The 13,001-nt window shown below is 71.9% G+C and carries 15 protein-coding genes; 7 read left to right on the top strand and 8 right to left on the bottom strand.

Features of this window, described 5'->3' with window-relative positions; genetic code table 11:
* Positions 1 to 94: 94 nt before the first annotated feature.
* Positions 95 to 799, bottom strand: a complete 705-nt coding sequence (locus tag SM447_RS19260) for a DUF4386 domain-containing protein (protein ID WP_474574203.1) — start codon at positions 797 to 799, stop codon at positions 95 to 97.
* Between the two features lie 305 nt (positions 800 to 1,104).
* Between SM447_RS19260 and SM447_RS19255 the strand changes: the two genes are divergently transcribed.
* The gene (locus SM447_RS19255) at positions 1,105 to 1,806 is read left to right on the top strand and encodes a hypothetical protein (protein ID WP_474574202.1); all 702 of its coding nucleotides are present in this window, start codon (positions 1,105 to 1,107) and stop codon (positions 1,804 to 1,806) included.
* A gap of 10 nt (positions 1,807 to 1,816) precedes the next feature.
* On the opposite strand, the gene SM447_RS19250 is transcribed toward SM447_RS19255, so the two are convergent.
* Positions 1,817 to 2,287: a roadblock/LC7 domain-containing protein gene (locus SM447_RS19250; RefSeq protein WP_474574201.1), complete on the bottom strand. Its 471-nt coding sequence runs from the start codon at positions 2,285 to 2,287 to the stop codon at positions 1,817 to 1,819.
* Between the two features lie 277 nt (positions 2,288 to 2,564).
* On the opposite strand from SM447_RS19250, the gene SM447_RS19245 reads away from it, so the two are divergent.
* Positions 2,565 to 2,801, top strand: a complete 237-nt coding sequence (locus tag SM447_RS19245; protein ID WP_474574200.1) for a DUF6289 family protein — start codon at positions 2,565 to 2,567, stop codon at positions 2,799 to 2,801.
* Between the two features lie 27 nt (positions 2,802 to 2,828).
* Here the strand turns inward: SM447_RS19245 and SM447_RS19240 are convergent, their stop codons facing one another.
* The 4 genes from SM447_RS19240 to SM447_RS19225 form a co-directional block, all read right to left on the bottom strand.
* The gene (locus tag SM447_RS19240) at positions 2,829 to 3,635 is read right to left on the bottom strand and encodes a nucleotidyltransferase domain-containing protein (protein WP_474574199.1); all 807 of its coding nucleotides are present in this window, start codon (positions 3,633 to 3,635) and stop codon (positions 2,829 to 2,831) included.
* Entirely contained in the window at positions 3,616 to 4,125 is a 510-nt protein-coding gene (locus SM447_RS19235; protein WP_474574198.1) for an NUDIX hydrolase, read from the bottom strand. Before SM447_RS19235 ends, SM447_RS19240 begins: the two co-directional genes overlap by 20 nt.
* Before the next feature lie 43 nt (positions 4,126 to 4,168).
* Positions 4,169 to 5,437, bottom strand: coding sequence for a M48 family metallopeptidase (locus SM447_RS19230; RefSeq protein WP_474574197.1), 1,269 nt, complete (start codon positions 5,435 to 5,437; stop codon positions 4,169 to 4,171).
* Positions 5,438 to 5,704: 267 nt separating this feature from the next.
* Positions 5,705 to 6,829, bottom strand: coding sequence for a hypothetical protein (locus SM447_RS19225; protein ID WP_474574196.1), 1,125 nt, complete (start codon positions 6,827 to 6,829; stop codon positions 5,705 to 5,707).
* Between the two features lie 124 nt (positions 6,830 to 6,953).
* Here SM447_RS19225 and SM447_RS19220 point away from each other — a divergent pair, with 124 nt between their 5' ends.
* The 4 genes from SM447_RS19220 to SM447_RS19205 all read left to right on the top strand — a co-directional run bounded on the left by SM447_RS19220 (position 6,954) and on the right by SM447_RS19205 (position 10,620).
* Positions 6,954 to 8,387, top strand: a complete 1,434-nt coding sequence (locus SM447_RS19220) for an RNB domain-containing ribonuclease (RefSeq protein ID WP_474574195.1) — start codon at positions 6,954 to 6,956, stop codon at positions 8,385 to 8,387.
* 90 nt (positions 8,388 to 8,477) lie between these two features.
* Complete coding sequence (gene npdG, locus SM447_RS19215) at positions 8,478 to 9,176, top strand: NADPH-dependent F420 reductase (protein WP_474574194.1); 699 nt, start codon at positions 8,478 to 8,480, stop codon at positions 9,174 to 9,176.
* A gap of 65 nt (positions 9,177 to 9,241) precedes the next feature.
* Complete coding sequence (locus tag SM447_RS19210; RefSeq protein ID WP_474574193.1) at positions 9,242 to 9,802, top strand: RNA polymerase sigma factor; 561 nt, start codon at positions 9,242 to 9,244, stop codon at positions 9,800 to 9,802.
* A complete protein-coding gene (locus tag SM447_RS19205; RefSeq protein WP_474574192.1) occupies positions 9,799 to 10,620 on the top strand; it encodes a hypothetical protein in 822 nt (273 codons plus the stop codon). Before SM447_RS19210 ends, SM447_RS19205 begins: the two co-directional genes overlap by 4 nt.
* A gap of 86 nt (positions 10,621 to 10,706) precedes the next feature.
* On the opposite strand, the gene SM447_RS19200 is transcribed toward SM447_RS19205, so the two are convergent.
* The gene (locus SM447_RS19200; RefSeq protein WP_474574191.1) at positions 10,707 to 11,219 is read right to left on the bottom strand and encodes a hypothetical protein; all 513 of its coding nucleotides are present in this window, start codon (positions 11,217 to 11,219) and stop codon (positions 10,707 to 10,709) included.
* Positions 11,220 to 11,630: 411 nt separating this feature from the next.
* Here SM447_RS19200 and SM447_RS19195 point away from each other — a divergent pair, with 411 nt between their 5' ends.
* Positions 11,631 to 12,041, top strand: coding sequence for a VOC family protein (locus tag SM447_RS19195; protein ID WP_474574190.1), 411 nt, complete (start codon positions 11,631 to 11,633; stop codon positions 12,039 to 12,041).
* Between the two features lie 63 nt (positions 12,042 to 12,104).
* Here SM447_RS19195 and panB read toward each other — a convergent pair whose 3' ends face one another.
* The gene (gene panB / locus SM447_RS19190; RefSeq protein ID WP_474574189.1) at positions 12,105 to 12,950 is read right to left on the bottom strand and encodes a 3-methyl-2-oxobutanoate hydroxymethyltransferase; all 846 of its coding nucleotides are present in this window, start codon (positions 12,948 to 12,950) and stop codon (positions 12,105 to 12,107) included.
* Positions 12,951 to 13,001 lie beyond the last annotated feature (51 nt).

Below are 13,001 nucleotides of genomic sequence, written 5' to 3'. Positions count from 1 at the left end.
CTCGTCCGTCGCCCACCAGAATGACGGGGAACGGCAGCAGGTGAGGCTCAGTTACTGGAGTGGGTTGGCCTCTTCGGCTCCACTTCTGGCCGGATCACGAGGTGAGTGACGGCTGGTTGACCGTGGGCGGTGCTTCGTTCAGTGCCTGGTGGCGTACGCCGCGCACGAGCAGGTAGCCGACCATCCAGAACTCCCCGACGGACGCGGGATACGCCATCGTGTCAAAGAGGACCTGGGCGTCGCGGGCGAGGTACAGGACGAACGGGCTGAGCACGTACCCGACGCCACCGACCACGAGGATCCATCCCAGGAGTCGGGGCATCCATCCCGAGCGCAGCACACACCAGCCCATGGGGATGAGCCACAGGCCGGAGAAGAGTGCCCCGACGCCCCACATGTTGTGGCTGATCAGGTGCAGGACCTGGACGGTGGCCGCCGCGTCGCCGACCGGGTCGGCCGCTACCTGGATCGCGGTGGCCAACATCGCCGCACTCACGAGAGCCGCGCCCGCGTTGACCAGGCCGAACGCGGCGATCCCGCCCGCGGCAAAGGAGTCCACGGTGCGGAACAGGCGAAAGAGCCAGACGGCGGTGAGGGTCTGGGCGACGACCATGGCCAACTCCAAGGCCACGCCTACGCGAGCGAGCGGAGCATGTGTGACCAGATTGGCCAGCGTCGCGTCGGCGTCGTCAGCGGCGAAGAGCTGCGGACGGACGACGAGGAAGCCGAGGACGGCGGTGACGGCCATGCCGAGATAGAGAAGCCCGGTCATGCGAGCGGTGCGGGCTGGCGCGGGCATCGTGGCTCCTTCTCGATCCGGGTGGGGCGGCGGGGGTGTTCGTGATCTTTTTGCCTGCCCTGACGTGGAACCGGGCATCGGCCGCCAGGTGGGCGGCCGGGACGACGATGTCGATGGGAGGCGGACCGGAGGAGATGCGTCGCTCCCGTGTCAAGAAACTTTGACATTGCCAAGGTAAAGCAACGCTGACATTGTGTCAAGAATCCTTAACTCAACGGTTGACGCGTCGTCGGATGCCCAGGAGGCTTGGCCGGGTGGGTGAGCGCGGGGATGTGACTCGGTACTCGTACTGGTCCGGCCGCAGGGTGAGATCCATCGCCGAGGACGCCGGGATCGACCTCAACCCACGGTGGAGGTCCAAGCTCTCCGTCTCGGTTCCGGTGCTCAACTCGGCCGTCGAGTTCGAACGAGCGCCGCGTGCCCTGTACCGCAACGAGATCGCGGATCGGATCGAGCGGGCCGTCGGGGCCTTGGCGGTGGAGGACTTCGTCACCCCGCCCAAGGTCCGTTTCGCCAAGGGAGTCGGGCCGGTCGAGTTCACCCATCTTGTCGGCCGCTCGCCCGCGCGTCTTGTGCTCGGCGCACGCACGCAGGCCTCCGACGGCACCCGTGTTGCCGTCTGCCTCTTCGGCAGCAGGGACAACGTTGCCGGCTTCGTGCACGCGGAGCCGCTTCGGGTCAGCGGTGCCGAAGGCACGTCCTCGGGATGGTCGATCAGTAGTTGGCTGGCCGAGGGTTTCCCGCAGGACATGGCTGAACGGATCGACGCTCAGGCGATCTCGCTCGAAGCCGTTGCCGTGGCGTTCGGGCAACGCGGCGGGCGGACGTCCCAACGGGGTGGGCAGGCGTACACGTTCGACGAGGTGGACGACCTGGAGTGGTTCGCGGAGATCTACAGCGACGTGTTGCTGGACCGGGGTCGCCGCTACCTCGGTGAACAGGTGGACCGCGTGATCATCGGGGCGCCCTTGTGGGTGCGGACGCCACGTGGTCGTGGGCGAACCTGAGCGAACAGGCTCAGTGGTGTGCCAGGAGCTTGGCGAGGCGGTCGGCTACCGGTGGGGCGTGCAGGTGCAGGCGGGCGACGTTGATGGCGTCGGCGCCGACCACGGACAGCAGGGCGTGCCGGCCGACGGCGTACACGGCGAAGTAGCCGGCCTCGTTGCGGACGGTGGACTGGCGGAACTCGCCCTGGCCGAGGCGGAGGCTGACCTGCCGGCCGAGGCCGAAGGTCGCCGCCGCCATCGCGGTCAGGTCGTCGGGGTCCAGCGGGTCCGGCACGTCGTGGGTGATGAGCAGGCCGTCGACCCCGCCGAGGACACTTCCCTGCACCCCGGGGATCTGCAGTCGCAACTCGTGCAGTTCGGTGCCGATCGTCGGGTACGGCAGCGACGGGTCACCGGCCAGCGACGGGGGGAGCTTCACCGGCGGAGAAATGTCCGGCTGCTGCGCGGTACGGCGAGGGAGGGTGGTGTCGCCGGTGCTCACAGTTCCAGTTGCTCCTCGATGGTGCGCGGCTGGTGCCGGGCGAGCGCCAGGTCGGCGGCGACGGTGAGGTCGATCTCCGCATCTTGTGCGGCGCGAACAGGCTGAGCGGGCCACGTTCGGTGACCTCCGGTGCGGCCGAGAGCCGCCGCTGTGGCTGATGCCGGAAGTCCGAACTCGTCTGCTACCTGGGTGGATGCTCCCCGATTGACAGATCTCTATCATCTGGGTAACCGGTCGGCCACCCGCCGTACCGGTCCGTGTCGTCGAAGGGATTGTCATGGTCCGTCGTACCCTCGCCGCGGCCACCCTCGCCGTGGGTGTCTTCGCCCTGCTGCCGGGCGCACCCGCCCAGGCCCGGGTCTGTGCCCTCAACTACCAGTGCACGACGCACTACTACTCCGACTCCTCCCACACCAGCATCGTGGGCGGGCTCTACGAGGAGTGCGACGGATACCGCTTCAGCTGGGGCGTCCGCACCAGCCACATCGACTTCACCGAGGTTCCCTGCCACTGACCGCTCCGTCCGGACGGAAAGGCCGGCTCAGGTCGGCGGGCCGGCGAGCTCGGCGAGGACACGTCGCTGGAAGGCGCGGGCCGCCGACCCGGTGGGCGGGACACCGCCGTCGCGGGCGGCGACCGACCGCTCGACCAGTTCGATGGTGTCGGCGTCGACGAGCGGTCCGGCCTCGTCCAGCAACCGCCGGCCGGCGGCCGTCTTGGACAGCCACACCCCACACCGCAGCCGTACCCAGGAGCGGCAGGCGCCGAGTACGGCGTCCTCCGCTCCGGGCGCGGGCACCTCGCCGGTGGGTACCGGTCGCTCAAGCCACCAGCGCAGCGCGTCCAGGATCAGCCGGCGCAGGTCACCGGGCGCCAGGTCGGCGAAGGCTTCCGAAGCGGGCGGGCCGAACAGGGCCCGCCCGCTCTGGTGCAGGATGCTGCGGTCCAGGCCGTACCAGAACAGGCCGTCGGCGCTCGGCCGCTGCGCCGAGCCGTACGACGCCCGGAATTCCATCCGGGCACCGGTGTTCAGCTCGACCTCGAAACCCGGTTCCGGGGTGCCGGAACGGGCCACCTCCCGCCGGTAGACGACAAGCTCCAGGCCGCGCGCCGGGCAGGGCAGGGACTCGTGCCGCAGCCGCGCCACCAACTGGCCGGCGACCGTGCGGTCCAACGGACCGGCGCAGACCAGCGCCACGTCGACGTCGCTGCGTTCCGGCTGGTACGCGGCCAGACCCACGGAACCGGCAGCGTACGCACCGCACAGCTCGGCACCGAGCACCTCGCCGGCCGCCGCGACCAGGTCGGTCAGGTACCGGCGCAGTGGTTCAGGCGGGCTCCAGCTCACCGGGCTCACCCCAGAGGGTGCCGGCGGGCAGGAAGAACGCCGAGGTCTCCCCGCCGAGGGCGTGCCGGATGACCAGCCGGGCGTGCTCGTCGAGGTGGGGCAGCCGCCCCGGCGGGAACCACCGCACGTCCAGCGACTCGTCGTCGTTGACCCGCGCCTCCCCACCCAGCAGGCGGCAGTGGAAGCCGAGGTTGAGGTACTCGCAGTGGTCGCCGTTCGGGTACGTGTGCGGGTGTGAGATCGCGCTGCTGAGCCGCAGCGGTTCGACCTCCAGGCCGGTTTCCTCCAGCACCTCGCGGACGACCGCGGTGGCCGGCTGCTCACCCGGCTCGACGAAGCCGCTCACCACCGACCAGCGGCCGTCGTCGGCCCGCTGGGCGAGCAGCAGCTCACCCGCGTCGTTGCGGACGATCGCGCTCACGCTGGGTAGCCAGAGTAGGTCGTGGCCGACGTGCTTGCGCATCCGCAGGATGTAATCCGGTACGCCCATCCGGCGACCTTAGCCCGCCCCTGTGATCGCACTCCCCGCCGGGTCAGGACAGACTGATCTGGCGCCGGATCCGCTCGTATTCCTCGGCCAACTCGGCGTCGATGCGCTCGGCGCGCGCCTCGGTGAGCACCACCCTGGGCTCGTGCCGACGGCGGCCGGCCACCATCTGCCGGCGTAGTCCGACCGGTGGGTGGGTGGCGAACAGCGACGCCTCCTCGCGTACGGAGAGTTGCCGAAGGTGCGGCAGTCGGTGCGCGGCCGCAGCGAGCGACTCGGCCGCCGCGGTCCGCCACCGGGCGGGACCGTGCCCGGCCCGCGATTCCCGGCGTACGGCCAGCGTCAGCGACTCCGACCGCAGCATCTGGTCCAGCAGCCGGGTCGCCCCGTCTGATCCGGCGGCCGTCGCGGACATCTCGTCCGCGAGATACTCCGCGCGCTGGCTGTCCCGCAGGACGACGCAGAGCAGGACCAGGTGGACCGCGGCGAGCAGCCGGGACAGGGTGCCGAGGAAGATTTTGGCCAGCGCGGCACCGAGCAGCTCCAGGATGCCGCCCCGGTGTCCCGCGTCCATGGGGCGCAACAGGTCGGCGGCTTCGCCCAGGGTCCGGAACGCCGGTTGGGTGAGCAGCATCCGGCGCGGGTCGTCGTTGACGAAGTGACCCAGCTCGTGGCCGAGCAACGCCACCCGCTCCTGGGGGCCGAGCGCGCCCCAGAACGGCAGGCCGAGACAGAGGACCCGCCGTTGCCGCAGCCCGATCTGACCGGCGTACGCGTTGAGGTCGCCGTCCACACCGATCACCTGAGGCGTCGGGGTACCGAGTGCTGCGGCAACCTCGTCGACGAGTGCGAAAAGCTCCGGGGCCCGCTGCCGGGACAGCACCGTCAGTTCCGGGTCGAGGCGGCCGAACCGTGGCCGTAGTACGAAGGCGAAACCGAGCAACGTGAGCCCGGGCAACAGGGTCAGGCTCGGGAACGACCGTAGCGTCAGCCAGGCGCCGAGCGCGGCGAGCGCGCCGACTCCGGCGAGCAGCAGGAGCGAGGCCGTGACGGTCAGCAGCCTCGCCCTCCCGGCACCGGTCGCTCCGATGGGCCGTGCCAGCAGCCGGTCGAACTGCTCCCGCGTCATCCGGTACGCCAGGCGGTGCGTCCGCCGGTCGACCCAGGCCCAACCGAACACCGGGCGGCTCCGGCCCGCGTCGTACGCCTCCAGGTTCCACTCGCACGCCGGGCACCAGGGGGTGGCGTCGAGCTCCGTGATCGTCGGGGTGTGGCAACGCGGGCATCCGGTCGCAGCTGAGGCTGTCGTGGTCACGGGCGCCGATTCTGGCGGAACCGGCGTCGCGCGGACAGCGGCTTTTCGGATCATCGACATTTGCCGGCGCAGCCCTTTGCCGCGGTGGCCGGGAGCGCGGCGAGGTACCCGGCGAAAGCCGCCGGGAGGTCGATTTTCGCAGTTCAGGACCGCTGCCGGAGGATCACGTCTACTGTGGAAGGGCCCGGTGACTTGTGGTGTTCCGGTGGCGGGCGGTTGTTTCCCGGTGCACAGTGATGCCATGAGCGACAGCGGACGTGGACGTTACTACTGGTGTACGCGACACCACCGGGTCGAGACCGGTGCCGACGTGTGCCCTGCCCGGCACGTTCTCGGACCGTACGACTCGGCCACCGACGCGGAGAACGCCCTGCAGACGGTGCGGGAGCGCAACGAGGCGTGGGAGGCCGAGGACGCCCGCTGGACCGGGGAGGACAGGTAGACGGCGCGGGACGCCTCCCGCGCCGAGGCACTGCGTGCGTCGCGAGGGCGGCAGCACGTCCCCATGAAGGGAACCGAGATGGCCGAAGCACAACAGGCCACCCGCCCGGCCGCGAAGCGCACGCCCGCGAGGAAGACCGCGGCGACGGAACGAACCGCGGGCCTCGCCCGCACCCCGTCCACCCGCCGCGCCTCCGGTACCGCGCCGGCCGCCCGTAAGGCGACCGGCGGCGCCGGGCGGACTCCGGCGGCGAAGAGCGCCGCCGCCACGGCACCCGCAGCCAGGGCGACCTCGTCAACGCGGAAGACCGCCGCCAGGAAGGCGACTCCGGCGAAGAAGACGGTGTCGGCGAAGACCGCGCCGACGAAGGCACCCGCCGCGAGAACCACCTCCGCGTCGGCACGGCCCGCGACCGGCCCACGCAGGACCACGACCGCGGCGAAGGCCCCCGCGAAGAAGGCGACGACCGCGCGGGCCACCGCGGCGAAGGCTCCCGCGAAGAAGGCGGCTCCGGCGCGTAAGACCGCCCCCGCGAAGAAGGCGACGACCGCGCGGGCCACGGCGGCGAAGGCTCCCGCGAAGAAGGCGGCTCCGGCGCGCAAGACCGCCCCCGCGAAGAAGGCGACGGGTACGCGGAGCACGTCGGCGGCGCGCAAGGCACCGGCGAAGACCGCGACGTCGGCGGTGAAGAAGGCGGCGGCGCGGAAGAGCACCACGACCACGGCGCGGAAGACGACGGCGAAGGCCCCGGCGAGGAAGGCCGCCACGACGAAGGCGGCAGCCAAGAAGGCACCGGCCCGGAAGAGCACGTCGGCGGCGACCCGCACGGCAGCGGCGAAGAAGACGGCCGCGAAGAAGGCGCCAGCGAAGAAGGCGCCAGCGAAGAAGGCCACCGCGAAGAAGGCCCCGGCGAAGAAGGCCACCGCGAAGAAGGCCGCCGCCAGGAGCACCGGACGTGCCGCGTCGAGCGGACGGACCGGCGCCGCGCGGAAGGCGGCCGGCTGACCTGGGGTACGCCGACGACCCGTCGCTCGGAGGAGAGCGCGACGTGCCCGGCGCTGTCAGGATTGGCGCATGGTCATCCGACGCGTCCTGGCGCCCCGCATCGACTTCGGCGCGCTGCGCCGGGAACTGGGCCTGCCGGAGGTCTACCCCGAGGCGGCACAGCGGGAGGCCGACGAAGCCGCCGCGGCACCTCCCCGGCCGGGCGTAGACCGCACGGACATCCCGCTGGTCACGGTCGACCCGCCCGGCTCGCGGGACCTGGACCAGGCGATGCATCTCAGCCGCCGCGCCGGTGGCGGCTACCGGGTGCGGTACGCCATAGCCGACGTCGCCGCCCACGTACGCCCGGGTGGCGCGCTGGAGGAGGAGACCTGGCGCCGCGGGCAGACCGTGTACCTGCCCGACGGCAACGTGCCGCTGCACCCGCACACCCTCGGTGAGGGAGCCGCGAGCCTGCTGCCCGACGTCGACCGGGCGGCGGTGCTGTGGACCATCGACCTGGACGCGGACGGTTGCACCACGGCGGTGGAGGTGCAGCGGGCGCTGGTGCGCAGCCGGGCCCAGCTGGACTATCCGGGGGTGCAGGCCGACGCCGACGCGGGGCGGTTGCCGGAGCCGATCGCCCTGCTGCCCGAGATCGGTGCCCGCCTCACCGCCCGAGGGCTGCGTCGGGGAGCGGTCAACCTGCCGATCCCCGAGCAGGACGTGGAGGCCGACGGCGACGGTTGGCGGCTCGTGCTGCGGGCGCCGGTGCCGATGGAGGAGCACAATGCCCAGATCTCTCTGCTCACCGGGATGGCCGCCGCCGACCTGATGCTGGCCGGTGGAATCGGGCTGCTACGGACGATGCCGGCGCCGAAGCCCGAGGCCGTGCAGCGGCTGCGGGCCGCCGCCGCCCCGCTGGGCGTGCACTGGCCGGACGACGTGGGCGTCGGCGAGCTGCTGCTGCGGCTGGACCCGGCCCAGCCGCGGGCCGCCGCGTTCATCGACCAGGCCGCCGAACTGATGCGGTCGGCGGCGTACACCCCGTTCGACGGCGAGCCACCGGAGCAGCCGTCGCACGGCGGGGTCGCGGCCGCGTACGCCCATGTCACGGCGCCGCTGCGGCGACTTGCCGACCGGTACGCCACGGAGATCTGCCTGGCCCTGCACGACGGCCGTGAGGTGCCCGACTGGGCCCGCGCGGCGTTGCCCCGGCTGCCCGCGGTGATGGCGGCCACGGACCGCACCGCGTCCGCGGCGAGCCGGGGCGCGATCGACCTGGCCGAGGCGGTGCTGCTGGCCCATCGGGTGGGCGAGACCTTCGACGCCGCCGTGCTCGACGTCGACGCACCCGCGAACGGCAAGGCCCGTCCCGGCCGCCCACCCGGCGGTACGGTCGCCCTGGACGACCCGCCGGTACGCGCCCGCTGCCTCGGCGAGCTGCCGCTGGGTACCCGGGTCCGGGTCCGGCTGGTCGCCGCCGATCCCGCCACCCGCTCGGTCGCCTTCGAACTCGCCTGACGGTTCGATTCCGGGCGACCGGCTCGGCAGCGGGCTTTGTCACAGTGCCGGTCGCTGCTGCCAGCCAGCGGATTTGCGAGGATGACGACCATGGCATACGACCCGAGCGCCCTGCCCGACGTTTCCGGCCTCACCATCGGCATCATCGGTGGCACCGGCGACCAGGGCCGAGGGCTCGCCTACCGGTTCGCCCGGGCCGGCCTGACCGTGCTGATCGGTTCCCGCTCGGCGCAGCGGGCGGCCCAGTCGGCCGAGGAGATCGCCGCCCTGCCCGGCGTTCCGGCCGGTGGCAGCGTCACCGGTGCCGACAACGACGAGGTGTCCCGGCGCAGCGACGTGGTGATCATCGCGGTGCCCTGGGACGGGCACGCCGCCACGGTCGGTGCGCTCGCCGAACCACTCGCCGGCAAGATCGTGGTCGACTGCGTCAACCCGCTCGGCTTCGACAAGCAGGGCCCGTACGCACTGCCCGTGCCGGAGGGCAGCGCGGTGCAGCAGGCCGCCGCGTTGCTGCCCGACTCCCGCGTCTGCGCGGCGTTCAACCACGTCAGCGCCCCGCTGCTGGCCGACCCCGAGATCGACCGCATCGAGCTGGACGTGCTGATCTGCACCGAGGAACGGGAGCTGGTCGGCATCGTCGGCGCGCTCGCCGCCCACATCCCCGGGATGCGCGGCATCTATGCCGGACGGCTGCGCAACGCCCACCAGATCGAGGCGTTCACCGCCAACCTGATCGCCATCAACAAGCGCTACAAGGCGCACGCCGGCGTCCGCGTCACCGACCTCTGAGCCGGCACGTCCCGGCGACGCAACGCCGCCCGGCCTGCCGGCCATAGTGTGATGTGACGATCCAGATGGAGCCGACCGATCAGGAGTTGTGGTCGGCGGCGGTGGCCGGCGACGAGGTGCGCTTCGCCCGACTGTTCGACCGGTACGCGCGAACCGTCTACAACCACGCGTTCCGGCTCACCGGTTCCTGGTCGCTGGCCGAGGACATCACCCAGTCGGCCTTTCTGGTCGCCTGGCGTCGGCGCGACGTCGCCCGCCTGGTCGACGGCTCGATCCTGCCCTGGCTGCTCGTCATCACCACCAACACCGCGCGCAGCGAATCCCGCGCGGCACGGCGATGGCGCGCGCTGCTGCGCCGGGTACCGCCCGAGCGCGGTACGGACGGTGATGTGGCCGAGGACGCGGCCGGACGGATCGACGACGAGCGGCGGATGGGAGCGATCCTGGCGGCGGTGCGCCGGCTGCCGCGTGCCGAGCGCGAGGCCGTCGCGCTGTGCCTGTGGTCGGGGGTGTCCTACGCCGACGCGGCGGTCGCCCTCGGCATCAGTGAGGGGTCGGTGCGTTCCCGGGTCAGCCGGGCTCGCGCTCGGCTGGCCCGCCAACTTCTCGATGTGGAGGACCGATGAACGAGCTGTTCAGCCCGCCCGCCGAGCGTGATCTGCCGGCCGGGAGGGCAGTCGAGATGCGGACGCGACTGGTGGCCGAGGCGAGATCGGTGCCGAGTCCGTCGCCGGTCCGTCGCCGCATCGCCGTCGCGTTCGTCGCCGCGGTGGTGGTCGCCACGGTCGGGCTGGTCAGCTCGCCCGATCGCGACGGGGGAGCACAGTTCCTCGCCTTCGGGCCGGACGAGTTGTCGCCGACGCTGCGGCAGTCGGCCGAGCGATGCCTGGCCCTCGGTGACGAGCCGGCCCGCGCGTCGGTGACCCTGGCTGACCTGGCGGTCGCGGTGGAACACGGCGACCACGCCGCGTTGATGTTCCTCACCGACGACCACTATGCCGCCTGTGACCTCTGGGGTCCGCGCCACCAGGCGTTGTCCGGAAGCGCGGCGACCTCCGTCGACGATCCGACCTGGCACGGCGCGTGGCTGCCCGGCCCCGTGCAGCGGCTCCTGCTCACCTCGACCGACCCCGACGGTGGCGAGGTGGTCGCGATCGGACGGGTCGGCGCCCGCGTGGACCGGTTGGTGTTGCAACAGACCGACGGCAGGATCACGCCGGCCCGCGTCGCGGGTGGCGCGTTCGGCCTGGTCGCCGATGGCGTCGGCGAAGACGAGCAGGCGGATCTGGTGGCCTACGACAGGGCCGGCGTCGAGATCGACCGGCGACCGCTGTTCACACCGTTCGACGAGCTGGGTCGCTGCTATGTCGACCCGGCCGGCAGATTCGTCTACGGCGACCCGGGCCCCGCCTGCCAGCCCGCCGAGCCGTGGCACCGTCAGTGACCGCACACCGCCCCGGTGCCCCGCCGATCAGTTCGTGACGGCGGGGACACCGGCCGGTATCACGTGGCTTTCGGCTCGGGTGGCGGTCAGAAGGTGACGTTGACGCCGGCCGACCTGCATGCCGCGCTGAGAGAGGCACCGGCCTTCTCGAAGGCCGGGTTGTCCGCGGCCGTTGCCGGATCCGCGGCGTTGGCGGCCTTGCCGGCCTCCGCGCCGAACCGCTCCAAGGCGGCGACCACCTTGCTGTCGGTGGCGCCGGTGGCTGCCACCCGGGTCACCTCGTTCTGCAACCCGGACAGGATCTTCTGGAACAGTGCCGGTGACGGCTCGCTACCGGAACTCACCGCGGCGATGAGATTCTTCCGCATCTCGTCGCTTGCCTGCTTCGCCGACTGGCAGAGCTTCTTGTCGCTCACCGCGTCCGCCGCGTCATCGGTGGGCGGTGCCGGGGCGGGCGAGGGAGCGGTGGCGGTGGCGGACGGCACGGCGGCCGACGGCGGAGCTTCGGCCGTCGGGGTCGCCTCCTCGCCACCGCAGGCGGCCAACGCCAGCATCGAGGCGCAGGCCAGGACAGAGAAAGAAGAGCGGATCCGATTCACGAGCGAGAACCGTAGCGGCTACCGGAAAATCCCGCTCGCCCTATCCGGCGTCCAGGACGCACCCGCCCTGACCGTCGAGCTGATGATCCGGATACGCCCACCATCCCTGCCCGAGCCGCGAGCGGCTGCTGCGCCCCGGTCGCCTGCCGCGTGGTCGCGTAACGACCAGCGGTCCACCGAAGGTGCGCGGCCCCGTGGGCCTGTCGTCAATCCGGGGCACGTCGGCGCAGTCGGAGTGGCCGGGCACGCGGCTCCGCGCGGGGTTCGGGCACGTGGCTCCGCGTCGGGGGCCGAGCCGCGCAACGGCGGAGCACCGATGGGGTGGGGATCGTGCGGAAAGCCGTCCCCGGTGTCGGTGGTCGGGGTTAGCGTCCGACGGTCACCGGTCAGCTTGTCAAGGAGGGTCCCGGCATGACGTCCCAGCTCAACCCGTACCTCACGTTCAACGGCGACGCCCGCCAGGCGATGGAGTTCTACCAGTCGGTGTTCGGCGGCCAGTTGCGGATCAGCACGTTCGGTGAGTTCGGCACGTCCGATCCCGCCGTCGCCGACAAGGTCATGCACGCGATGCTCACCACCGACCGGGGCTACACCCTGATGGCCTCCGACACCGCGCCCGGCATGCCCTACAACCCCGGCGACACCATCACCTGCAGCCTGAGCGGAGACCCGGGCGAGGGTCTTGAGGAGGCATGGCAGAAGTTGTCCGACGGTGGCACCGTCACGATGCCGTTCGAGAAGCAGGTGTGGGGGGATCTGTACGGCATGTGTGTGGACAGGTTCGGCATCCCGTGGATGGTGAACGTCGTCCAGCCGCAGTGATTCGTCGGCAGCGGCGGGACCGGCACCTGCGGTCCCGCCGCGAACCGACGAGCAGCGGACGGGTCAGAAGGTGTGTTCGGCGGCGGGGAACTGGCCGGCGCGGACCTCGTCGGCGAAGCGGCGGGTCGCCTCGTCGAGGGTGTCGGCCAGGGCGGCGTAGCGCTTCACGAACCGGGGTGCCTTGCCGGTGCGCAGGCCCGCCATATCCTGCCAGACCAGCACCTGCGCGTCGGTGTCCGGTCCGGCGCCGATGCCCACCGTCGGGATCGGCAACTCGGCGGTGACCTGCTTGGCCACGTCGCCGGGCACCATCTCGAGCACCACCGCGAAGGCACCGGCGGCGGCGACCGCGCGGGCGTCGGCCAGCACCTCGTCGGCGGCCTCGCCACGGCCCTGCACCCGGTACCCGCCGATAGTGTGCTCACGCTGCGGCGTGAACCCGATGTGCGCCATCACCGGGATGCCGGCGCCGACGATCGCCTCGATCTGCGCGGCGCAGCGCCGGCCGCCCTCCAGCTTGACCGCGTGGCAGCCGCTCTCCTTCATGAACCGGACGGCCGTACGCAGCGCCTGGGTCGGGCCCTCCTCGTACGACCCGAAGGGCAGGTCGCCGACGACCAGTGTCTGTCGGGTGGCCCGGACGACCGCCCGCACCAGCGGCAGCAACTCCTCGGCGGTCACCGGCAGGGTCGTCTCGTAGCCGAACACGTTGTTCGCCGCCGAGTCACCCACCAGCAGCACCGGGATACCGGCGGCGTCGAAGATCGAGGCCGTGTACTGGTCGTACGAGGTGAGCATCGACCACTTCTCGCCGCGCTCCTTGGCGGCGAGCAGGTCGCGGGTGCGGACGCGACGGGTGGCCGGGCCGCCGTAGAGGGCGGTCACCTCGGCCGGAGTGGATTCCACCATGACGTTCTCCTTCCTCGAGGCCGCGTACGCGGTCCCCGGGTTCCGCCGCGA

The organism is Micromonospora aridisoli (genome assembly GCF_056150025.1).
Note: the sequence above shows the minus strand (reverse complement) of the source record. Positions and strands in the feature narration are given on the sequence as shown.